Source organism: Algoriphagus sanaruensis, assembly GCF_001593605.1.
Classification (GTDB): domain Bacteria; phylum Bacteroidota; class Bacteroidia; order Cytophagales; family Cyclobacteriaceae; genus Algoriphagus; species Algoriphagus sanaruensis.
Window position 1 is genome coordinate 1044585 of the sequence record NZ_CP012836.1, and the last position, 20039, is coordinate 1064623.

A 20039-nucleotide genomic window follows, 5' to 3' on the forward strand; every position below is an offset into this window, starting at 1 on the left:
TTAGTCCTCGTTTACATCAAATTCTCGATCCAGCTTGTTCATTCGGACCACATAAATAAAAATCACCGCGATGAAGGCGTAAATCGAACCTTGCTGAGCAAACCAAAAACCTAAGGGATATCCCCCAATTTTGATCGAATTAAGTGGTTCCACCAAAAGAATTCCGAAGCCGAAAGACACCACAAACCAGATGGCTAAGAGGAAGAGAAGTGTTTGGAGATTTTTCTTCCAATAGGCGGAAGAGTTGGATTTGGGATCGGTCATAATTTTGGGTTTTTATTGAAAACACAAATGAAATTCCACTCGAATGCTTCTATTTCAAAAAGAAATTCCGCATTTGTTTTCAATAAATGAAATACTCGAATCTCCCCCGAGAATCCAAAAGCTTTTACAGGAAAAAGCTAAAAATTTCCTTAAAGTTTTTGTCCTTTCACCAAATTCAGAAAAAAGGCCTAAATCAAATATTCTGAAATCATGGCCAATCCAGCAGCTAAAAATGTAACCAAAAGCTTGTTGAGCTGAAACTTATGATGGGGACTGCTTTCGAAAAATATGGTGGTGGAAATATGTAGAAATCCTCCCGTCACTAAGCCGTAAAGTATTCCGATACCTTCTTTGGATAGAAGGCCATTGTCAATAAAAAAAGAACTCGAAAACATACCTAATGGGGAGGCCAATGCAAATAATGTAAGCAGGGCAAAGGTCCATCTTTTAGAAAGTGAGGCAGAAAGAACTGCGGCAAGAGCAAATGCAGCAGGTCCTTTGTGCATGATGATTCCTAGCAAGACGGTTTTGTTATTGTGTACATGGCCAAGATTGACTTGGTCAGCACCGATCACGCTTCCATGCGAAAGTAATGTCCCTTCCAGAAAGGCATGAATAAATAGCCCCAACATCAAAGTCAAAACTCCTTTGGAGGTTTCAGATTGGTGCTTATGAATGTGTCCGTGTTCAATTCCGGAAGACCAAAATTCCAGTAATTGCTGCAACAAAAAACCAATTAGAATATACAATCCCATTTCTCCATTGGAATATCCTGCTGCGAAAAGTTCGGGAATGATGTGGAGAATCGTAATTGAGAAAAGGTAGGAGCCCGCAAAAACCAAGACTAGCTTGAAGTATTTATCCCGAAATACCGGAGCAAAAAAGACCAAAAGGCCCGCAAACATGGCGGTAAGAAAGAGAAGAAGAAAGTTTATTCCCATGATGTGAATTCCAATATCCCCGTATTCAGAGGGATATTGGGGCTATAACTGCAACAAAGGTACAAAAATTCAATAATGTTGCATTTATATCTTCAATTAACCGGAAAGGAAAGAAATTGGATCAGTTCTGGACTGATGTATTGGGTGAGCTTTCCGCCTCGCTCGTGGTAAATCAACAGAAACTGAACATCATCTCGAAGGGAATCCAGTCTAAATGCGGTGGACTTTCCAGATATCCGTAAATAATCCGCCAAGGCATCAGTAGTCTCTGAATCTGTTCCGATGACCACTGCTCGGAGTAAACCGTGATTAGCCGGATAGCCCGTTCTAGGGTCCAGGATAAAACCTGTTTTTAAGGAATCGTTGAGGTAATAGTTACTTTCATCACCCCAAGCAGAAATGGCTTTGTTTTGCAGGGCAATCCATCCGGACGCAGATTTTTCAGTACTATCGATCAAATAGCTGATGGATGATTTCCATAGTTCTCCGTTTTCATTCACCCCGTTTGCCAATTCACTTGCTCCCATTTTCAGATAGAAATTCCGAATTCCTTGGTCTTTGAGGAAAGATGCGATTCGATCCAAGGCTATTCCAGCTGAGATTTTTGAAAAATCAATCTTCAAATCCATGGGCTTAACCATCATCGAATCAGAAAATAAAACTTTCGAAAATCCGGTTCGATTTAAAAAATATCCCACGTCGACACTATCCTGAAGCCTTGGTCCTGATGCAGAAAAACTCCAAATATCTTCCATCGGCTTTTCAGTAAATTCTACTGCCCCGTTGGTTTCTAAATTCCAGTTTTTGGCTTTTTTCATCCAGGTCAAAAGTTCACTGCTTGGAGATAAAAGAGTGTCCATTTGATTGAACTTGGACAATTCTGAATTAGATGCCCCAGCATAAACTGAATTTTCTAAGTGTATCAAAATCGAATCGATTGCGGTAGTAAAATCCCGGTTGGCTGAGTCCAAATACACCAGATTTAATTCCATCCCCATTCGATTTTTGGTAAGTTCTTTTTTACCAAAATTCATCCTAGGACTACTTTCTTCTCCGTGTCTTTTCAAAAATCCATCACAAGAAGCGAATTGGATCAGGAGAAAAAACAGACTTAAGATGGGAAGAGGACGAAGGTTCATGCAGGAATTAATTTCTAACAAATTTAGGTGAATTTTTATCAAGCATCGAAAAACTCAACCAAGCAGGACATGGGCTTTTGATTATATTTGTGGGTAGCCGACTAGTCATGAGAGAAGATTATTTAAAAGGAGATGAGGATCATTTGAGTCCCAAAGACCGTGAATTTGAGCGTGCCCTACGCCCACTAAGCTTTGATGATTTCACTGGTCAGGCCAAAATTTTGGAAAATCTCAGGGTCTTCGTTCATGCTGCAAAAAAGCGCAATGAGCCATTGGATCACGTTCTTTTACATGGTCCTCCAGGATTGGGAAAAACTACCTTGAGTAATATCATCGCCAATGAACTTCAGGCAGGAATTAAAATTACATCTGGTCCGGTGCTTGATAAGCCTTCCGATTTGGCAGGCCTGCTGACCAACTTGGAGGAAGGTGATGTGCTTTTCATCGATGAGATTCATCGACTCAATCCCATCGTGGAAGAATATCTCTATTCAGCGATGGAGGATTTTCGAATTGATATCATGTTGGATTCAGGACCAAATGCCCGGTCTGTTCAAATCTCCCTCAATCCATTTACCCTAATTGGTGCGACTACCCGATCTGGCTTGCTGACTTCTCCCCTTCGGGCTCGATTTGGGATCAATTCACGCTTGGAATATTATGATGCCAAGCTGCTGACAGACATTGTAAGCCGATCTGCAGGAATTCTCCAAACACCAATTGATGACATTGCAGCCTTTGAAATAGCCCGCAGAAGTAGAGGAACACCAAGGATTGCGAATATGCTTCTACGTCGTACTCGTGATTTTGCAGAAGTCAAGGGGAATGGAACGATCACCTTGGAAATTGCAAAATTGGCCCTAAATGCCTTAGATGTAGATGAAAATGGCCTAGACGAAATGGATAACCGAATCCTCTTAACGATCATAGAAAAATTCAAAGGTGGCCCGGTAGGATTAGGTACAATTGCCACAGCTTGCGGAGAAGAGGCAGAGACGATTGAGGAGGTTTACGAACCTTTTCTCATTCAAGAAGGCTACATGAAGCGGACTTCCCGAGGTCGTATGGCAACTGAATTAGCCTACAAACATCTTAAAATCAAGCCGACTGGAGCAAGTGGGACCTTGTTTGATTTGTGATGGAAGCGGCTATTACACCGCTTTTGCCGTTTCCATCTGATTGATGATGTCTTCGTAATCCAAGTTCTTCCAGTTTTCAGTAATCAGCGGATCTGCCATTACACGGTCCATGATGGATTCCTGAAGTTTTCCTTGAGCATAGGCTTCCGTATAGCTCATATCTGAGAAAGTCACCATGGAATACAGCGGGATCCATTCTTTGGGGTATAATTCATGTAGTTTAGCTTCGATTTTTTTGCGAAGCTGAAACTTGGGATCAGCTACACTATCTCGCATTTCGATGAAGTTTTCCATGGCTAACTGACAGATGGCATCCGTATCTGGCTTTCGCTTTTTCTGGAATTTTTCAAAAACCAAATCCCAAGAATTAGTACCAAGTTTTTCAATCAGTTGATTGAGAATGTAGCAATCTTCAAAGCCGCAGTTCATTCCTTGTCCATAGAAAGGTACCATTGCATGAGAAGCATCGCCGATCAGAAGGGAGTTTCCCTGAACCCAAGGATAACATTCCACATTAATTAAAGCAGAAGTGGGATTTTTGAAAAACTCGGTTTTCAAATCGGGCATCAACTGATAGGCATCGTCAAAATAGGCTCTGAAGACTGTATCCAAGTCTTGGGAGTCCTGAATTTTCTCAAAACAAACTTTGGTTCCCTCGAAAGGTAAAAACAAAGTACAGGTGAATGACTTATCTGGATTGGGAAGTGCAATCAGCATAAACTTTCCTCTTGGCCAAATATGGAGCGCATTCGGGTCCATCGCAAACTCACCTTGGGCTGTTGGAGGAATGGTCAGTTCCTTATATCCATGTGAAATATATTCCTGACGATAATTGAATCGGATTTGCTTTTGCATGGACATTCGAAGCGCGGAGTAGGCTCCATCCGCTCCAATAATGACTTTTGGAGAAAGTTTCTCGATTCCTGAGGGAGTTTCAAAGGTGATTTCGTGCTTCCTAAAATCCACCTCACTGCATTTATGATCAAAGTGAATCTGAGCTCCAAGCTGTTCTGCCTCCTCTGCTAATAATTGATTGAATTTTCCTCTGGAAATGGAGTATATCGCCTGATTGGCTTTTCCGTAAGGAATAAAAGTAGTTCCTCCATGTTCATCGTGTACTTTTCTTCCGTACATCGGAATTGCAAGCGGGAGGACTTTGTCTTTCAGTCCCACTTGCTCGAGGCTTTTCCATCCTCGATGACTTAAAGCCATATTGATGGAGCGTCCTCCTTCGTCATATGGCGTTTTTCGCTTGTCAGGTCGTTTGTCATAAATTTGAACATCCAAACCTTGACGCTTGAGGTATATAGCCATCAAACTGCCGATCAAACCGGCTCCTAAGATGGTAATAGTATTATTTTTCATTGGTTAAGTTTCTCGCCTCTTTTAAGCGAATTTCTCCAAGGATTGTTCCAAAATGGTTGCAAATCGGAAAACATCCAAGTAGCTGTTATACAGTGGAGTAGGGGCTAGGCGAATTACATTAGGGTTTCTCCAGTCCCCGACAACACCATGTTTATAAAATTCATCAAAAACGGCTTTTCCGCCTCGGTGTATCAACAAAGATAATTGGCAGCCCCTTTCCGCTGGATTTTTTGGAGTGATAATTTCCAGTACACCGGAATTACCACTGATATGCTCGATTAGAAATTCAAGGTAAGCCGTTAATCGTTCGCTTTTTGCACGCAAATTTTCCATGCCAGCTTCCTGAAAAATATCCAAAGAAGCCTGATGAGCCGCCAAAGCCAAGACATTGGAGTTTGCTAATTGCCAACCGTCTGCACCGTGCATGGGTACGAAGCCCTTTTCCATTCGGAACCGCTCTCCTTCATCGTGTCCCCACCATCCTGCAAAACGGGGCAAGTCGGGTCTTTCCGCATAACGTTCATGAACAAATATTCCTGAAACGTTGCCTGGGCCTGAGTTTAGGTATTTATAACTACACCAAGTAGCAAAGTCTACCTCCCAATCATGGAGTTTTAAGACTGCATTTCCGGCAGCGTGGGCAAGATCAAAACCTGCCATAGCGCCCACTTCATGAGCTGCTGCCGTGATGGCTTTTAAATCAAAGAGTTGTCCAGTGTAGTATTGAATCCCCGACATATTCACCATGGCAAGAGAGTCTCCATGTATTCGGATTTCTGCTAAAATGTCTTCTGTCCGAAGAGTATGTTCTCCAGTTCTTGGGCTGAGTTCTAGTAATACATTTTCAGGATTGAGTCCGTGAAACTTAATCTGAGTTTCCAGCATATACTGATCTGAAGGAAAAGCTCCTGCTTCTACAATGATCTTGTAGCGCTCTTTGGTCGGACGATAAAATGAAACCATCAGCAGGTGAAGATTAACCGAAAGATTGTTCATGGCCACCACTTCATGCTCCTGTGCGCCCAAAATTTCGGCTAAAGCCGGTTTTGACTTTTTACGGATATGATACCAAGCATCTTCTCCATGAAAGTGTCCATCCACCGCTAGGTCCGCCCAATTACTTAACTCTTTTCCCAAATAGTCTTTGACGGATTTTGGTTGTAGACCAAGAGAATTGCCGCAAAAATAAATGGCTTCTTTACCCTCTACTTTAGGAAAATGAAATCGGGTTCGGAAATGAGCAAGCTTATCTTTTGCATCCATTTCTCGTGCAAAAGATTCGGAGTATTCAAATGTATTTGGGTTCATAATTTTTCTTGTCAAGGGTCGACGGACTACAGTCCGCCGCCATAGAAAATAAGGTTTGAAGTTTGGGTTTTCCTGCTGTCGACTGTTGACAGTGGACTATTGACTTTACTTTTCCATCACTGTCCCACAGCTTTTGCAAGTTCTCAAATCCATATTAGACCAGAATCTCTCCATGATGGGAGGGAGTTGGGTGACGATATCAGTGAGCTCGACGTATTCTTCGTGAAGTTTTTCTCCGCAATTTTCACAATGCCAAAGGAAACCGTCTTTTTCTCCGGGTCTGCGGTAGCGCTCCATCACCAACCCGATGGTATTGGCAGGACGGCGTGGAGAATGAGGAACTTTCGCAGGCAAAAGGAAGATTTCGCCTTCCTTGATTTCGATATCTTTGGGTTTGCCGTCTTCAATGATTTTCAGAATGATATCTCCTTCGAGTTGGTAGAAAAATTCCTCTCCTTCGTCATAGTGATAGTCCTTTCTGGAATTCGGACCACCAACAACCATGACGATAAAATCATCATTTCCCTTGTACACCTGCTGATTGCCTACAGGTGGCTTAAGGAGGTGTCGGTTGTCATCGATCCATTTTTTGAAGTTGAAAGGTTTTGCTACAGCCATTTTTTGATGGATTTGAATTAAGATGAACTCAAAGATAGGTATTGAAAAGAAAAATTCAGGCTGGAGAGTTTTGCCGGGGGGCTTTAGGACAATTTCAGTTATGAGGTTTTCGTATTCATGAGGTTCCAATTTGATCTTTAATGCTTGAGGAACATAAAAAGGTCGTAAATCGTAAATCGTCATTCGTAAATTTGGCCTGAGCTAAACTTTAGCAACGTAATCAACCCAAACTGCTATGCCTTTTCCTATCGCTGATATGCACTGTGACCTCCTGTCTTTTTTTGCGGTAGTTCCCGGTGCAGACCCTTTCGACAAAAACCAAATTGCCTGCGCTTTTCCATGGATGCAAGAGGGAGGTGTCAAGATGCAGGTCATGGCGATTTATACCACGGTCGATTCGGGAAGTAGGGCCTTGGCCACCAAGCAGGCGGCTATTTTTGATGAGTTGCTGCGCAAAGAAAAAGAAACGGTTTGCCGGTTTGATGGAAATTTCATCCGAAATCAATCTGAAAAAGGCCAAATCGGAATCATCGCTTCGGTGGAAAATGCTGCAGGTTTTGGTACGGAAAATTCTACCTGGACTGAAATCTATCGACAGTTTGATTCGATTGTCGAGCAAGTCGGTCAATTGGCTTACATTAGTCTGACCCATCATACTGAAAACCGATTCGGTGGAGGAAATTATACCGAAGGGATCGGTCTGAAGGAAGATGGAAAGCGTCTCTTGGATTATATGGCAGGAAAGCGGATTCCAATAGACTTGTCGCATACATCAGACTTACTTGCTGAAGGGATTCTGAAACACATTGATCGGCATCATCTGCCTATTCCGGTGATCGCAAGCCATTCCAATTTCCGCTCGATCTGGAATCACAAGCGTAATCTCAGTGATGAATTTGCTCAAGAAATCATCCGTCGAGGAGGAATTATTGGAGTGAATTTTCTCAGAGCGTTTTTAGATAATGAGGTGCCCGAACGCTTGTTTGAACATCTGCTCCATGGGGCTCAATTAAATGAAAACACGATCTGTTTTGGGGCTGATTTTTTTTACACCAAGGATTTTCCAGACCCTAGCCGCCACCCATTCTACTTTCCCTTAGCTGAAAATGCCGGCAAGTATCCTTCTATTTTAGACCAAATGAGCGAAAATTTGTCGGAGTCTCAATTGCGTAAATTGGCTTTTGAAAATGTGTTCAATTTCTACCAAAAACTCTGGAGCTAATGTCTAGTCATCATTTTGTGAAAGAACAACAAGAACCTGCAGTATTTATCCTGAATACAGCCGGGATATCGTTTGATGCAGTGAGTCCCTTGTTGGAGTGGGTTCCAACTGTTTTGGTTGCGCAAGAATGCGTCGATGTGGTGTTGAGCTGGGGGATCAAAATTGACGTGATTTTGGCCACTACTGAGTTTCAACGGACTAATTTTCACCTTTTGGAGGAGCAATATCCCGTTCGATTTTTGACAGTTTCCCAGTCCGATCCGCTTGAGGAAGGGATTCATTTTCTCCTTGCTTCTCAACACAAAGGAGTTCATTTGGTGGGTTTTGATCCCATCAACTTGGAATGCCTTCACTCCAAAATAGCGCTGTTGGATTTGACGATTTTGGACGAAGAATGGAAGTATTATCCGGTCAAGGAAGGAAAGTTCAAAAAATGGTTTGCAACTTCTGAGATTCGAATTTTGGCTAAAGAAAATCAGCCGCTGGAACTTTCAAATTCCAACGGCCAATTGCTTTTTCCGATACAATATTTGACTCAAATTGATTTGCCTGAAGGCATTTCGGAGTTTTCTAGTCCCGATATTTTTTGGATAGGGGAGCGAGTGATGTCTTAAACTCCAGCCAAGAAATATACTCCAACTGCTAATAAAGCTCCTAGGATTGGCCCAGTCACCGGGACCCAAGAATAGCCCCAATCTGAACTTCCTTTTCCTTTGATTGGCAATAATTGATGCATAATACGCGGCCCCAGATCTCTGGCCGGATTGATGGCGTACCCTGTGGTGCCACCGAGTGCGAGCCCAATTACCCAAACCAAAAAAGCTACGGGTAATGCTCCCACCGATCCCAAACCGACGGGAGTTCCGTTGGTGTCTTCGATTTTGGCGCCGGTGATGTATAAGATCACGAATATCAAGACAAAGGTCCCTAAAACTTCAGAAATCACACTTGTGGTGAAGTTTCTTACCGCTGGGTCAGTACAGAAAGGTGCTCGCTTTAATCCTGCATCCTCAGCCATATCAAAATGGTGACGGTACATCAGCCAGGCCAAACCTGATCCAAGCATTGCTCCTGCAAGTTGAGCGAAAATAAATCCAGGTGCCATCGCCCAATCAAATTTTCCCGCAGCCGCTAAACCAATTGTTACTGCTGGGTTGAGGTGAGCGCCACTATACGGACCTGCCACGACTACTCCGCAAAAGACTGCCAGAGACCAAGCTGTGGTAATCGCCATTAATCCACCGCCATTTCCTTTTGTGCCAGGTAATATGACATTGGCTACTACTCCTGAGCCGAGCAAGAGCAATATGCCCGTTCCGATAAATTCTGCAACGATTGGGTTCATCTGTTTAGGATTGGGTTTTTACAGGGCAAATTGATTGATTTGATTTTTTCTGGGGAGAATTTCGCTAGGCTGAGATTCCTCCTAGAGAATGATTTTGAAGTGAAGTTCGATTTCATTCTACCCAGTTTTTAGATCGTTCTACAGCTTTATGCCAAAATTTAACCAGCTGTTCGCGTTTTGAGGGTTCCATTTTCGGTTCGAAATCTTGATCTGCTTCCCATAATTTTTGCAATTCTTCCTGATTTTTCCAAAACCCGACGGCCAAGCCTGCTAAAAATGCTGCTCCGATGGCGGTGGTTTCGATGATTTTTGGACGTTTGATTTCGCAGTCCAATAGATCAGCTTGGAATTGCATTAAGAAATTGTTGGCAGTAGCCCCTCCATCGACCCGGAGTTCTTGAGTGGCTTTTCCCGAATCTTTTTCCATAGCCTTGAGTACATCATACACTTGGTAAGCAATTGCTTCTAAGGCTGCTCGGGTCATGTGCGCAATGGTTGTACCTCGGGTGATTCCAAAGAAAGCTCCCCTTGCATTTTGGTCCCAATGGGGCGCTCCGAGTCCAGCAAGAGCAGGCACAAAATATACGCCTTCATTATCATCCAGGCTGGTGGCCAATTTTTCAGTTTCTTTGGCATGACTGAAAAGTTCAATCCCATCACGAAGCCATTGAATTGCCGCTCCGCCGATAAATACGGAGCCCTCGAGGGCATAATTGATCTCATCCCCGATTTTCCAAGCGACAGTTGTGAGCAATTGGTTTTGGGACTTTACTGCTTCTTTACCCGTATTCATCACCAAGAAGCAACCCGTTCCGTAGGTGGTTTTAGCCATTCCGGGTTGGGTGCAAAGCTGTCCAAAAAGAGCTGCCTGCTGATCCCCGGCTACTCCTGCGATTGGTATTTTGGTATTCAGTACATCGCCTGCAGTTTCGGTAAAGATCTCACTGCAGCTTTTTACCTCTGGAAGCATGGATTCAGGAATTTCAAAAAGGGAAAGTAATTCCTTGTCCCATGCTTGGGTGTGAATGTTGAAAATCATCGTCCGGCTGGCGTTTGTGATATCCGTTTGATGACTTTGTCCGGCGGTTAATTTCCAAATCAGCCAGGAATCTACCGTGCCAAACGCCAATTCTCCCGCCTCGGCTTTTTGTCTTGCCCCTTCCACATTTTCTAAAATCCAGCGAATTTTAGTCGCTGAAAAGTAGGCGTCGATTATTAAGCCTGTTTTCTCTGCGATTTGATCAGCAAATCCTTTTTCCTTGAGTCCATTGCAATAGGAGGCGGTTCTTCGATCTTGCCATACGATCGCATTGTAAAGCGCTTTCCCTGTTTTTCGATCCCAGACTATAGTTGTTTCGCGTTGATTGGTGATTCCTATGGCTGCGATTTGATCGGCTCGAATTCCTTTGTTCACCAAGGCCTCAATCATGACGGAAGATTGACTCGACCAGATTTCTTCTGGATCATGTTCAACCCATCCTTGGTTAGGGAAGTATTGTTTAAATTCTTTCTGGGCAACGGAGATGATTTGCCCTTTTTGATCAAAAATTATGGCTCTGGAACTCGTAGTACCTTGATCCAAGGCCAAAATGTAAGGTTTGTTTTGGGACATTTTCGGGTTTACTGGTTAGGTATGCAATGGTTTAGACGATGGGTTTATCAAGTATTTTGTGGCAGTTTTTCTGAAATCCTCAAGTTCAGTGTCGATCCAAGATTGATCTTTATTTAAAACTGTCGCCATAACTTGAGCTACTTTTTTCGCTGAATCTAACGCTGCCTGCGCATCGAGAATCAACATACGAATTCTTCTGGAAAGAACATCTTCTACTTTGATCGCCATCTCGTTTTGACAGGACCAAGCGACTTCAGCAAGGATATTTGGAAAGTTGGGATGTATTAATTCTGACCATTCAGCATGTGTCTTAGCAAGTGCTTGAATTTTTGAGGCATCTGAACCGTAGATTTTCCAATGGCCGGAAGGTAAGTCGGTGGTGTGCCCATGGATTTTTTGGTTCAGAGATTTACTTGGAGCAATGCTTTTTGAGGTAATTTGAGTGAAATAGTCCACTGTATCTTCGCCCATTTTTCGGAAGGTGGTCCATTTGCCTCCAGTCAGACTCACGAGTCCACTTTCGGAGACAATTACCTTGTGAGATCTTGAAATTTCCTTGGTTTTGGTGCTTCCTTCCTTCGGTCGGGCGAGAGGTCTAAGTCCGGCAAAAACTGCCTTTACATCAGCTCTTGTTGGTTTTTTAGTTAGGTAGCCACTTGCAGTTTCGAGCACAAAATCTATTTCCTTCTGCAAAGCTTCAGGTTCCAATTTGGGTTTTTCCCGAAGCGTGTCGGTAGTTCCTACTACCAACTGACCATGCCAAGGTACTGCGAAAAGCACTCTCCCATCTCTGGTTTTTGGAATCATCAAAGCATCTTTTCCGCCTAAAAAACTTAGATCCATCACCAAATGAATCCCTTGGCTGGGTTGGATGGTTTTTGGGGCCTCCGGATTATCCATTTGCAGGATTTTATCTGCAAAAACACCCGTGGCATTGACTATCATTTTGGCTTTGATCTCAAACCGTTTTTTGGAAACACTGTCGATTGCATGTAGCCCGGTAAGTTTGCCAGAAGGATCCTTGATGAGGCTGGTTACTTTCATATAGTTCAGCACACAAGCTCCGAGCTCATCGGCAGTTTGTGCAATATTCAATGCCAATCGAGCATCGTCAAATTGCCCATCGTGATAGACAACTCCGCCTTTCAGTTTCGATTGATTTACAGCGGGAAGCCGGCGAATAGTTTCATTTTTTGAAATAAAGTGAGATTTCCCAAGGCGTAATCTCCCTGCCATCCAATCGTAAATCTTTAACCCTGCACTATACTGAATTCGATCCCACCAAGAATAGATAGGAATAATAAAGGGTTGGTTTTCGGTTAGATGAGGAGCATTTTTCAAAAGCATTCCCCGCTCTTTTAGCGCTTCCAAAACCAACGAAATATCTCCTTGGGCAAGGTATCGGACTCCGCCATGAACCAACTTGGTGCTTCGGCTGGAAGTGCCCTTGGCAAAATCAGCCTTTTCTAATAAGACAACCGAAAGCCCCCGGCTTATGGCGTCCAATGCCACTCCCAATCCGGAAGATCCTCCGCCGATTATGGCAATATCCCAAGTTTTAGACGTTTCGCTTAATTGCCTAATGTTTTCTTCTCTGTTCATTTTCTTTCCCTTCGGTTCTAAAAGTAATTCAAAAGGAAATAAAAGGAAACAAAAAGAAAGTAATAATCTAAAATTTGTTTCTAATTACTTTCTTTTAATTACTTTCGAAAAGAAAAATGAAAGTAATGACCATCGCAGAGCGACATAAGCATATTTTGGATGAACTGGGAAAAAGTGGATTTGTCAGTGTTTCTGATCTGGCAAAGTCGCTTCAAGTGACTGTCGTGACTATCCGAAAAGACCTGAAAATTTTAGAGGATAAAGGGCTTCTTTTTCGTTCTCACGGAAGTGCTACTTCTGTTTCTCCCTATGTTTCTGATCGATCTGTTCAGGTTAAAAAACTGGAACAGGTGGAGGAAAAAAACCGAATTGCTCAACGTGCCTTGGAGTTTTTAGAGCCTAAAGATGCCATTATCATCGGCTCCGGAACAACGGTTGGAACCTTTGCTCAAGCGATTCCCAAAAATCTTCCCTTGACTGTTTTGACTTCTGCGATGAATGTGGCCTTAGCTTTAATCGATACTTCAGAAGTTGAATTGGTGCAGCTGGGGGGAGTAGTCAGGAAAAGTAGCAGTTCTGCAGTGGGGCATTTTGCAGAGGAAATGCTAAAAAGCTTTGCATGCAGCAAATTATTTCTGAGCGTGGATGGCATCAGTTTGGATCATGGTCTGACCACTTCCAACATGATGGAAGCTCATCTGAATGCCCAAATGATTCGATCTGTCCAAAAGACCATAGTATTGGCAGACAGCAGGAAGTTTGGAAGAAAAGGATTTGGGAAAATCGGTGAACTTGAGGATATCGATGTGATTATTACGGATACGGGTATTCCCACTATCTATAAAGAAAGACTCGAAGAAAAAGGAATAGAAGTTGTCGTGGTTTAGAAGTCTTGATAGACCTTTCGCTGTACGGAGGTCTTATTTTTTTCAAAAGTCACCACATAGATAAAATCGTATTCCAAATCAGTTAGATCCGCAAATCCTTCTCCTTCTTCCACAAAAAAGTTGGCAAGCTGACTCACCGTATTGCTGTGGCCAATCACGAGACTATTTCCCTCCATTTTGCGAAGTTGTTCTGCAAATGCCTCTTGATTTTTTGGGTCATAGATTTCAATGGCTAATCCAGCAGCATCAGCGGTAGGCTTGCCGGTATTTCTCGTACGTGCATAATCTGTGGAGAACACATGTTGGATCGCTTGATCTTGAAGGATTTGAGCCAGTCTTTTGGCACGAACCTCGCCAGCGTAGGCGAGTTGTGGATCTGTCCCATTCAGTTGCTTTTCTGCATGGCGAACAATAAAAATTGTCTTGGGAGTGTTTTGTGAAGTACAAGCTCCAAGAATTAGAAGTAGGCTGAATAGGAGAAAGAGGTTTTTCATAGATTGTGAATGATATGCTCCGCGAGGTTAGAGATATGCTTCGCTAAATAGATGACCTGCCTCAGTGCAAGCCATTTTTTTCATCTGCGAAGCTATCTTTTTGATTAACCCGAAAAGGTATTGTCCAAATGCTGGTCCTTAGCTTTGACTTCCTCTAATTCCAGGAATTGCTCCCAAAACTCTACTTCAGGAAGAGCTGCTCGTAGGAAGATCTTTTCTTTTTTGATTGGATGGACGAAAACTAAATGAAAAGCATGCAGATTGATGCTGCCATCAGGATTTGGTTTAGCAAATCCATATTTCACATCCCCTCGGATCGGGCATCCCATGGATGCCAATTGAACTCGAATCTGATGAGGTCTTCCGGAAATTGGTCTAACCTCTAAAAGCCAATGGTCATTGAGTTTGCCGAGTACTTTATAATTAAGCTCTGCTTTTTGGGAACCAGGAACTTCTTGTTCATGGGCAGTCACGAAGTTTTTGACTTCGTCTTTTGTGAGCCAATGAGTGAGTTTGCCTTGCTCTTCTTTGGGTCGTCTTTTGACAACTGCCCAATATACTTTATGGATGTCTCGCTTGCGAAAAAGCTCCATCATTCGCTCCAGTCCCTTGGAAGTTCGAGCAAATGCAACCAAACCGCTCACTGGTCGATCTAGTCGATGGATGGGATGAAGAAAAACCGCTCCCGGTTTCTCGTATTTTTCAGCGATATACTCTTTGCAGTAGTCCGTCAGTGTCTTGTCTTTGGTTTTGTCCCCTTGGACCAAAACACCCGCCGCCTTGTTGACGACTAAGAGGTGGTTGTCTTCATAGACAACAGTAAATGGTTTCTTTCTCATAATGAATCACAAAGGTAGGGGAATATGTTGGATGACAGATGTTGGATGTCAGATGCATCGGTCATCGGTCACCCAACATCCAACAGTTTTTTAATTTCATAATCCTGCAAATGCGCATTCAGCCAGCCTGCTTCAAGGTAGGCTCCGTATTTTTTATAAAAGTTGATAGCAGGTTTATTCCAATCCAGCACCTGCCACATCATACCTGTACATCCGTCCTCTAGGCACTTGGACATTACGCGGTCAAAAAGCATTTTTCCTGCGCCATTTCCGCGCTCTGACTCGGTGACCACAATGTCTTCGAGGTATAATCTTTTACCCTTCCAAGTCGAATAGCGGTAGTAATATATCGCAATACCGATGATATCTGCGGTGGAATTTTTTTCACAGACATAGAGCCCATACACGGGATTGGGTCCAAAGCCATCCTTTTCCATCATCTCCAAGGTATTGGTGACTTGTTCAGGAGCTTTTTCATAAAGCGCCAATTCTTTGATCAGTTCGAGGACTCTTGGTAAATCTTCGATTTTACCTTCGCGGAGGGAATACATAGGCATTTGTTGGGGAGTAATTTGCGAATTTGTTAACTATGCCCCTAAATTAGTTAAAACCTGAGAAACGAATGTTTTTAGCCATCGATGCCGGCAACTCGAATGTAGTTTTTGCACTTTTTGACTCAAAGAGTGGCCGATGGACAAATCAATTTCGTCTCGAAACCAAAACTCCAAAGCTGATTTCTCAGCTCTCAAAGAAAGTCCCGCTTTATTTTTTGGAGCATGATATCCATCTTTCTCAAATTGAAAAAATAGGATTCAGTTCGGTAGTCCCAGAAGTCAATGAGATTATCGAGCAATTTTGCGAACGATTTTTTGGGAGAATTCCTTATCAAATTACCCCAGAAAGTTATGCAGTGCTACCAGTTAGAGCCCTTCGGCCCAATGAAATCGGAAGCGATTTGATGTGTAATGTCATGGCGGCCTATACCAAAGTCCAAGGTCCTGTGATAATCGTGGATTTTGGAACGGCTCTCACTTTTACAGCAGTAAATTCGACCGGGGAGATTTTAGGGGTAAATATTGTTCCAGGATTGCAAACAGCGATCAGAGCCTTATTTACCAATACTTCAAAATTGCCAGAAGTTGAACTGAAAATGCCTGATTCTGCCTTAGGCAAAAATACTATCCATGCGATCCAAGCAGGGGTTTTATACGGCTACACAGGATTGGTCAAAGGAATGCTCCAGGCAATCATTGAGGAGACCCAATTGAATTTCACCGTCGTGGCCACAGGGGGATTATCTTCGATATTGACCAGTTTGGAAGGTGTTTTTGATGAAATTGACCGAAATCTGACTCTGGAAGGTTTGAGGTTAATAACTGAAAAGAATGATGCATTCAATTAAATTTCGCCCACCATATTTTTACCGTTTTAGTTTGATTTCGAAACAATATCCTTGACGATCGCCTCTGCGTGAGCAATACTGTTTTCGATGAAAAATTCTCGCGTATTTAATCCGCCACAGACCACCCCAGCCAAGTAAACACCAGGTACATTTGACTCTTGATTCGTTTGATCATAGCAGGGTTGTCTTTTTTCATCCAAACTCATTTTAACACCAAGTTGATCTAGCAATGAGAAGTTAGGTTTGTACCCTGTCATTGCCAGTACCCAGTCATTAGCGATGGAAGTTTCTCCCAAAGGAGTGGAAATAATGACTTCTTGAGGCTTGATTTCCTTGACTTTGGATTGGGTAAATGCCCGAATGGATCCTTCTTTAATTCGATTCATAATATCGGGCCGCACCCAATATTTCACATTTTCATCTACTTCATCTCCTAGCAAAACCATACTTACTTCTGCGCCTTTTCTCCAGCATTCCAATGCTGCATCTACCGCTGAATTAGCACCTCCAACCACAAGAATTTTTTGTCCGATAAAAGGCCATGGTTCTTTGTAGTAATGGAGAACCTTTAGAAGGTCTTCCCCGGGTACACCCATTAGATTTGGGAGGTCAAAAAATCCGGTGGCCAAGACGAGCTTGCGAGTGGAGTAGGTGGATTTTGAGGTTTTAATTTCAAAATGTTCGTTTTCCTTTTTCAAAGAATCAACAGGCTCATAGAGATTGACCTTGAGTTTAAAATGGAAATAAATTCTGCGGTAATATTCCAAGGCCTCTGTTCGGGTAGGTTTTGCACCTACTGACATAAATGGAATTCCAGCCATCTCCAATCGGTCAGAGGTGGAGAAAAAAGTCATATTGATCGGGTAATTGTAAATGGAATTACAAAGAGCTCCTTTTTCCAAAATCAAATACTTCAAACCAGCTTTTCCAGCTTCAATTCCACAAGCCAGTCCAATTGGACCACCTCCGATTATGATCAGGTCATACATTTGATTTTCCATCGATTAAAGAGTTGAATTGTACTTCGGTGTCTTCAAAAATACCAGAATCCCACTTAAATCTCCGTTCCTGGATGAAGGTCTTTCCAGCCTGATCTTGAATAACTGCGGCTGAAGATACTGTTCCATAGTTTGGGGCCATTCGGATGAGTTGGGCAGAAAGTTCTCGCTCTTTTTCTGGAGGAACTCCGGTTTTTGGTAATAATTCAAGCGGATATTTTTCTTGAGATTTTAATATTCCTAATAGGTCCTTCAAATTTGGATTTGAAAGTTGATTTTGGAGTTGGGTTTTCGCCAATGTGATTTTTGGCCAATCGGCATTGATTAATCCATTGCTTAATCCATGAATTCCAGGTTGTATTTCCTGAGGTCCATCTCCGTAATTACTTAAATACATGAGTCTATTGCCTTCGCCAACTAGAAGGTTGAAGCCCTCAAATTCCGATCGAGTATTCCAAATTTGATCCAAGTAATCTTCGATAGAAATCAAGCTAGAAAGGTAATTGGAGACCAATTTGCCTCTCGAAAGTCTGGCAGTCCTCTGTTGTGAAAAATCTCTGAAATTGGTCAATAAAGCCCATCTTCCATTGGGGTGAAACCCCATCCAGGTCCCTCCAGCTTTTAGATCCTTTCCAGCATAAAAATCCTCAGGCCATTGATGTAATGGTGCGGTGGGGCGATCAAAAAATTCATCGCGATTAGCGGAAATCAGTAAGGGGAAATCTGGATGGACTTTCCAAGCAAAAGCAACAAGACACATAAAACTAAAGGTAACAAAAAGAGGCTGCTTTGGGGCAGCCTCCTTATGGAGTGATTATCCAACTTTTTCTTCTTTAAGGCTTGGGTAATCGGTGAATCCTTTTTCTCCTGGGGTGTAAAATGTACTTTGATCCCACTCGGCAAGGGGAGCATTTTCTGCAAATCGCTCCACCAGATCAGGATTGGAAATAAATGGTTTTCCAAATGCGACTGCATCTGCGAGCCCTTCTTCAATAATTTTGTTCCCTCTTTCCTGGTCAAATGCACTGTTGATGACCAAGGTACCCTTGTACATTGGTCGATATCGTTTTGCAATATTTGGCTCAGCATACGGGATTTCGCTCACATCTGTGAAAGGTTCGGAAAGATGGAGATAGGCTAAATCATAGTCATTCATCTTGGTGATGATGTAGTCAAACGTTGGGATGGTTTCCTCATCCATTGTCATTCCAAACACTCCATGTAAAGAAGGGTTGAGCCGAACTCCAATTCGATTTTCTGGCATTACTTCCTTGATAGCGTCAATTACCTCAAAAAGGATTCTTGCACGGTTTTCAATACTTCCTCCATATTCATCAGTTCGGTGGTTGGAGGTAGCATTGAAAAACTGATGTAGCAAGTAGCCATTGGAGGAGTGAATCTCAATGCCATCAAAACCAGCTTCCATCGCATTTTTTGCTGCATTTTTGAAATCAGCAACGGTCTGTTTGATTTCTTCAAGGCTCATTTCCTTGGCTGTTACCGTTTCCTTAAATCCTTGAGGAGTGTAGGATTTAGAATTTGGATTGGTCGCCGATGCTGAGAGAGGTAATTCTCCTCCGTGAAAATCTGGATGGGACATACGTCCCACGTGCCAAAGCTGAATGAAAATATGCCCTCCTGCTTCATGAACAGCTTGGGTCACTTGCTTCCAAGCTTCGGTTTGTGCTTCTGAATAGATCCCCGGAGTATTGATATATCCGACTGCTCTAGGGGAAATTTGAGAGCCTTCAGAAATAATTAATCCAGCTGAGGCTCTTTGCCTATAATAGGTAGCGTGAATATCAAAGACCTTGTTTTCTGGATTTGTGGCTCTACTTCTAGTCATTGGAGCCATCCAAACTCGATTTTTTAAGGTTAAATCTCCGATTTGAATAGGTTTTAAAAGTGCTTGTGTTGAACTCATTGTGGTGTGTTGGTTTGAAAATTTCATGTCTATACAACTAATTAATTGAAGTAGAAGTTCCTTGAGTCGGGAAGTTTTCTAATTTCAAGCTTGTAATTACCCACCAACCATGGCTCCCATCTTACTCGTGATAACTGGTGCTGCAAGTGGCATCGGACTTCAGCTTGCTCGGCATTTTGTATCCCATCAATTACCTCTGATTCTCTTGGACAATCAGAAAGAAAAACTGCTTGAGCATTTTCAGGAGGCAAAGAATGTAAAATTGGTGGTAGGAAATGCTTCCAAAGAGGCTACCTGGCAAGAGGTAATACAAAAAGCTCGCGAAATTCAACTTCCTATTTCTCATTTAATCAATTGTGCAGGAGTAATTCGTCCTGGCTTTTTGTCTGACTATGCTATTTCAGACATGGATTACCACTTGGATATTAATGCAAAAGGAACAATCCTCGGTACGACTTTGATTGGAAGAGAGATGAAGCTTCAGGAGTTTGGTCATATTATTAATTTTTCTTCTTTGGCAGGTTTAGCGCCAGTTTCGGGATTGAGCTTGTACGTTGCTTCAAAATTTGCTGTCAGAGGGTTTTCTTTGTCAGTTGCTGCCGAACTCAGGGATTTTGGAGTGGATGTAAGTGTGATATGTCCCGATTTGGTGAATACGCCGATGTTGGATTTGCAATTGAACTACCCTGAAGAAGCAAAACTGACATTTAGTGGCCCTTTAAAAGTTCTTCAACCGGCGGACTTGGTTCGAGAAGTTCTTGCTTTGATCGAAAAGCCTAAGTTGCAGGTAACTGTTCCTCCATCGCGTGGCTTACTCGCAAAAATCGCCGGAGCGTGGCCTTCCTTCGCCGAAATTTTCAGAAATTCTTTGGAGAAAAAAGGGAGAAAAAACCTTCAAAAACTTCGAGAATAACCGATTTCAGTTGATTAACACTTTTTA

The 20039-nt window shown here is 42.6% G+C and carries 21 protein-coding genes; 6 read left to right on the plus strand and 15 right to left on the minus strand.

Going from position 1 to position 20039, the window contains the following annotated elements; translation table 11 throughout:
• The 3 genes from AO498_RS04650 to AO498_RS04660 form a co-directional block, all read right to left on the minus strand.
• Entirely contained in the window at positions 1 to 264 is a 264-nt protein-coding gene (locus AO498_RS04650; RefSeq protein ID WP_067544263.1) for a DUF4212 domain-containing protein, read from the minus strand.
• A gap of 188 nt (positions 265 to 452) precedes the next feature.
• Positions 453 to 1205, minus strand: coding sequence for a ZIP family metal transporter (locus tag AO498_RS04655; protein WP_067544267.1), 753 nt, complete (start codon positions 1203 to 1205; stop codon positions 453 to 455).
• Positions 1206 to 1297: 92 nt separating this feature from the next.
• Positions 1298 to 2344, minus strand: a complete 1047-nt coding sequence (locus tag AO498_RS04660; RefSeq protein WP_067544269.1) for an FAD:protein FMN transferase — start codon at positions 2342 to 2344, stop codon at positions 1298 to 1300.
• Between the two features lie 107 nt (positions 2345 to 2451).
• On the opposite strand from AO498_RS04660, the gene ruvB reads away from it, so the two are divergent.
• Complete coding sequence (gene ruvB, locus AO498_RS04665; RefSeq protein WP_067544271.1) at positions 2452 to 3483, plus strand: Holliday junction branch migration DNA helicase RuvB; 1032 nt, start codon at positions 2452 to 2454, stop codon at positions 3481 to 3483.
• 12 nt (positions 3484 to 3495) lie between these two features.
• Here ruvB and AO498_RS04670 read toward each other — a convergent pair whose 3' ends face one another.
• The 3 genes from AO498_RS04670 to AO498_RS04680 all read right to left on the minus strand — a co-directional run bounded on the left by AO498_RS04670 (position 3496) and on the right by AO498_RS04680 (position 6774).
• On the minus strand, positions 3496 to 4848 hold the full coding sequence (locus AO498_RS04670; protein ID WP_067544273.1) for an FAD-dependent oxidoreductase: 1353 nt from the start codon (positions 4846 to 4848) through the stop codon (positions 3496 to 3498).
• A gap of 21 nt (positions 4849 to 4869) precedes the next feature.
• Entirely contained in the window at positions 4870 to 6156 is a 1287-nt protein-coding gene (gene kynU / locus AO498_RS04675; protein ID WP_067550250.1) for a kynureninase, read from the minus strand.
• 105 nt (positions 6157 to 6261) lie between these two features.
• Complete coding sequence (locus AO498_RS04680; protein ID WP_067550252.1) at positions 6262 to 6774, minus strand: 3-hydroxyanthranilate 3,4-dioxygenase; 513 nt, start codon at positions 6772 to 6774, stop codon at positions 6262 to 6264.
• A gap of 235 nt (positions 6775 to 7009) precedes the next feature.
• Between AO498_RS04680 and AO498_RS04685 the strand changes: the two genes are divergently transcribed.
• Both AO498_RS04685 and AO498_RS04690 read left to right on the plus strand, forming a co-directional pair.
• Positions 7010 to 7996, plus strand: coding sequence for a dipeptidase (locus AO498_RS04685; RefSeq protein ID WP_067544275.1), 987 nt, complete (start codon positions 7010 to 7012; stop codon positions 7994 to 7996).
• Positions 7996 to 8610: a thiamine pyrophosphokinase gene (locus tag AO498_RS04690; RefSeq protein ID WP_067544277.1), complete on the plus strand. Its 615-nt coding sequence runs from the start codon at positions 7996 to 7998 to the stop codon at positions 8608 to 8610. The genes AO498_RS04685 and AO498_RS04690 overlap by 1 nt, the downstream gene beginning before the upstream one ends.
• On the opposite strand, the gene AO498_RS04695 is transcribed toward AO498_RS04690, so the two are convergent.
• The 3 genes from AO498_RS04695 to AO498_RS04705 form a co-directional block, all read right to left on the minus strand.
• A complete protein-coding gene (locus tag AO498_RS04695; protein WP_067544278.1) occupies positions 8607 to 9341 on the minus strand; it encodes an MIP/aquaporin family protein in 735 nt (244 codons plus the stop codon). The two genes, AO498_RS04690 and AO498_RS04695, sit on opposite strands and share 4 nt — an antisense overlap.
• Positions 9342 to 9453: 112 nt before the next feature.
• Positions 9454 to 10953 carry a glycerol kinase GlpK gene (gene glpK / locus AO498_RS04700; protein ID WP_067544279.1) on the minus strand — a complete coding sequence of 500 codons (1500 nt, stop codon included), beginning with the start codon at positions 10951 to 10953 and terminating at the stop codon, positions 9454 to 9456.
• A 15-nt stretch (positions 10954 to 10968) separates the two neighbouring features.
• Positions 10969 to 12555 carry a glycerol-3-phosphate dehydrogenase/oxidase gene (locus AO498_RS04705; RefSeq protein WP_067544280.1) on the minus strand — a complete coding sequence of 529 codons (1587 nt, stop codon included), beginning with the start codon at positions 12553 to 12555 and terminating at the stop codon, positions 10969 to 10971.
• 125 nt (positions 12556 to 12680) lie between these two features.
• Between AO498_RS04705 and AO498_RS04710 the strand changes: the two genes are divergently transcribed.
• Entirely contained in the window at positions 12681 to 13442 is a 762-nt protein-coding gene (locus AO498_RS04710; RefSeq protein WP_067550254.1) for a DeoR/GlpR family DNA-binding transcription regulator, read from the plus strand.
• On the opposite strand, the gene AO498_RS04715 is transcribed toward AO498_RS04710, so the two are convergent.
• The 3 genes from AO498_RS04715 to AO498_RS04725 form a co-directional block, all read right to left on the minus strand.
• Positions 13439 to 13936 (minus strand): SixA phosphatase family protein, encoded by a 498-nt coding sequence (locus AO498_RS04715; RefSeq protein WP_067544287.1) that lies wholly within the window; start codon positions 13934 to 13936, stop codon positions 13439 to 13441. The genes AO498_RS04710 and AO498_RS04715 overlap by 4 nt on opposite strands.
• A 104-nt stretch (positions 13937 to 14040) precedes the next feature.
• Positions 14041 to 14775 (minus strand): RluA family pseudouridine synthase, encoded by a 735-nt coding sequence (locus tag AO498_RS04720; RefSeq protein ID WP_067544292.1) that lies wholly within the window; start codon positions 14773 to 14775, stop codon positions 14041 to 14043.
• A 68-nt stretch (positions 14776 to 14843) separates the two neighbouring features.
• A complete protein-coding gene (locus AO498_RS04725) occupies positions 14844 to 15326 on the minus strand; it encodes a GNAT family N-acetyltransferase (RefSeq protein WP_067544293.1) in 483 nt (160 codons plus the stop codon).
• Positions 15327 to 15397: 71 nt separating this feature from the next.
• Between AO498_RS04725 and AO498_RS04730 the strand changes: the two genes are divergently transcribed.
• A complete protein-coding gene (locus tag AO498_RS04730) occupies positions 15398 to 16177 on the plus strand; it encodes a type III pantothenate kinase (protein ID WP_067544294.1) in 780 nt (259 codons plus the stop codon).
• A gap of 26 nt (positions 16178 to 16203) precedes the next feature.
• Here the strand turns inward: AO498_RS04730 and AO498_RS04735 are convergent, their stop codons facing one another.
• Genes AO498_RS04735 through AO498_RS04745 form a run of 3 tightly spaced genes read right to left on the minus strand, consistent with a single transcriptional unit; the run spans position 16204 to position 19099 of the window.
• The gene (locus AO498_RS04735; protein WP_067544296.1) at positions 16204 to 17178 is read right to left on the minus strand and encodes a YpdA family putative bacillithiol disulfide reductase; all 975 of its coding nucleotides are present in this window, start codon (positions 17176 to 17178) and stop codon (positions 16204 to 16206) included.
• A complete protein-coding gene (locus AO498_RS04740; RefSeq protein WP_067544298.1) occupies positions 17159 to 17935 on the minus strand; it encodes an NRDE family protein in 777 nt (258 codons plus the stop codon). The genes AO498_RS04735 and AO498_RS04740 overlap by 20 nt, the downstream gene beginning before the upstream one ends.
• A 54-nt stretch (positions 17936 to 17989) precedes the next feature.
• Positions 17990 to 19099: an alkene reductase gene (locus AO498_RS04745; protein WP_067544300.1), complete on the minus strand. Its 1110-nt coding sequence runs from the start codon at positions 19097 to 19099 to the stop codon at positions 17990 to 17992.
• A gap of 109 nt (positions 19100 to 19208) precedes the next feature.
• Between AO498_RS04745 and AO498_RS04750 the strand changes: the two genes are divergently transcribed.
• On the plus strand, positions 19209 to 20012 hold the full coding sequence (locus tag AO498_RS04750; protein ID WP_067544302.1) for an SDR family NAD(P)-dependent oxidoreductase: 804 nt from the start codon (positions 19209 to 19211) through the stop codon (positions 20010 to 20012).
• Positions 20013 to 20039 lie beyond the last annotated feature (27 nt).

Bases quoted from the DNA above. Each gene is read 5' to 3' on its own strand.
- AO498_RS04695 (WP_067544278.1), bottom strand. From the start codon at position 9,341: ATGAACCCAATCGTTGCAGAATTTATCGGAACGGGCATATTGCTCTTG.
- AO498_RS04685 (WP_067544275.1), top strand. From the start codon at position 7,010: ATGCCTTTTCCTATCGCTGATATGCACTGTGACCTCCTGTCTTTTTTT.
- AO498_RS04715 (WP_067544287.1), bottom strand. From the start codon at position 13,936: ATGAAAAACCTCTTTCTCCTATTCAGCCTACTTCTAATTCTTGGAGCT.
- ruvB (WP_067544271.1), top strand. From the start codon at position 2,452: ATGAGAGAAGATTATTTAAAAGGAGATGAGGATCATTTGAGTCCCAAA.
- AO498_RS04660 (WP_067544269.1), bottom strand. From the start codon at position 2,344: ATGAACCTTCGTCCTCTTCCCATCTTAAGTCTGTTTTTTCTCCTGATC.
- AO498_RS04690 (WP_067544277.1), top strand. From the start codon at position 7,996: ATGTCTAGTCATCATTTTGTGAAAGAACAACAAGAACCTGCAGTATTT.
- AO498_RS04705 (WP_067544280.1), bottom strand. From the start codon at position 12,555: ATGAACAGAGAAGAAAACATTAGGCAATTAAGCGAAACGTCTAAAACT.
- AO498_RS04735 (WP_067544296.1), bottom strand. From the start codon at position 17,178: ATGGAAAATCAAATGTATGACCTGATCATAATCGGAGGTGGTCCAATT.
- glpK (WP_067544279.1), bottom strand. From the start codon at position 10,953: ATGTCCCAAAACAAACCTTACATTTTGGCCTTGGATCAAGGTACTACG.
- AO498_RS04680 (WP_067550252.1), bottom strand. From the start codon at position 6,774: ATGGCTGTAGCAAAACCTTTCAACTTCAAAAAATGGATCGATGACAAC.
- kynU (WP_067550250.1), bottom strand. From the start codon at position 6,156: ATGAACCCAAATACATTTGAATACTCCGAATCTTTTGCACGAGAAATG.
- AO498_RS04725 (WP_067544293.1), bottom strand. From the start codon at position 15,326: ATGTATTCCCTCCGCGAAGGTAAAATCGAAGATTTACCAAGAGTCCTC.
- AO498_RS04710 (WP_067550254.1), top strand. From the start codon at position 12,681: ATGACCATCGCAGAGCGACATAAGCATATTTTGGATGAACTGGGAAAA.
- AO498_RS04670 (WP_067544273.1), bottom strand. From the start codon at position 4,848: ATGAAAAATAATACTATTACCATCTTAGGAGCCGGTTTGATCGGCAGT.
- AO498_RS04655 (WP_067544267.1), bottom strand. From the start codon at position 1,205: ATGGGAATAAACTTTCTTCTTCTCTTTCTTACCGCCATGTTTGCGGGC.
- AO498_RS04740 (WP_067544298.1), bottom strand. From the start codon at position 17,935: ATGTGTCTTGTTGCTTTTGCTTGGAAAGTCCATCCAGATTTCCCCTTA.
- AO498_RS04730 (WP_067544294.1), top strand. From the start codon at position 15,398: ATGTTTTTAGCCATCGATGCCGGCAACTCGAATGTAGTTTTTGCACTT.
- AO498_RS04745 (WP_067544300.1), bottom strand. From the start codon at position 19,099: ATGAGTTCAACACAAGCACTTTTAAAACCTATTCAAATCGGAGATTTA.
- AO498_RS04720 (WP_067544292.1), bottom strand. From the start codon at position 14,775: ATGAGAAAGAAACCATTTACTGTTGTCTATGAAGACAACCACCTCTTA.
- AO498_RS04750 (WP_067544302.1), top strand. From the start codon at position 19,209: ATGGCTCCCATCTTACTCGTGATAACTGGTGCTGCAAGTGGCATCGGA.
- AO498_RS04650 (WP_067544263.1), bottom strand. From the start codon at position 264: ATGACCGATCCCAAATCCAACTCTTCCGCCTATTGGAAGAAAAATCTC.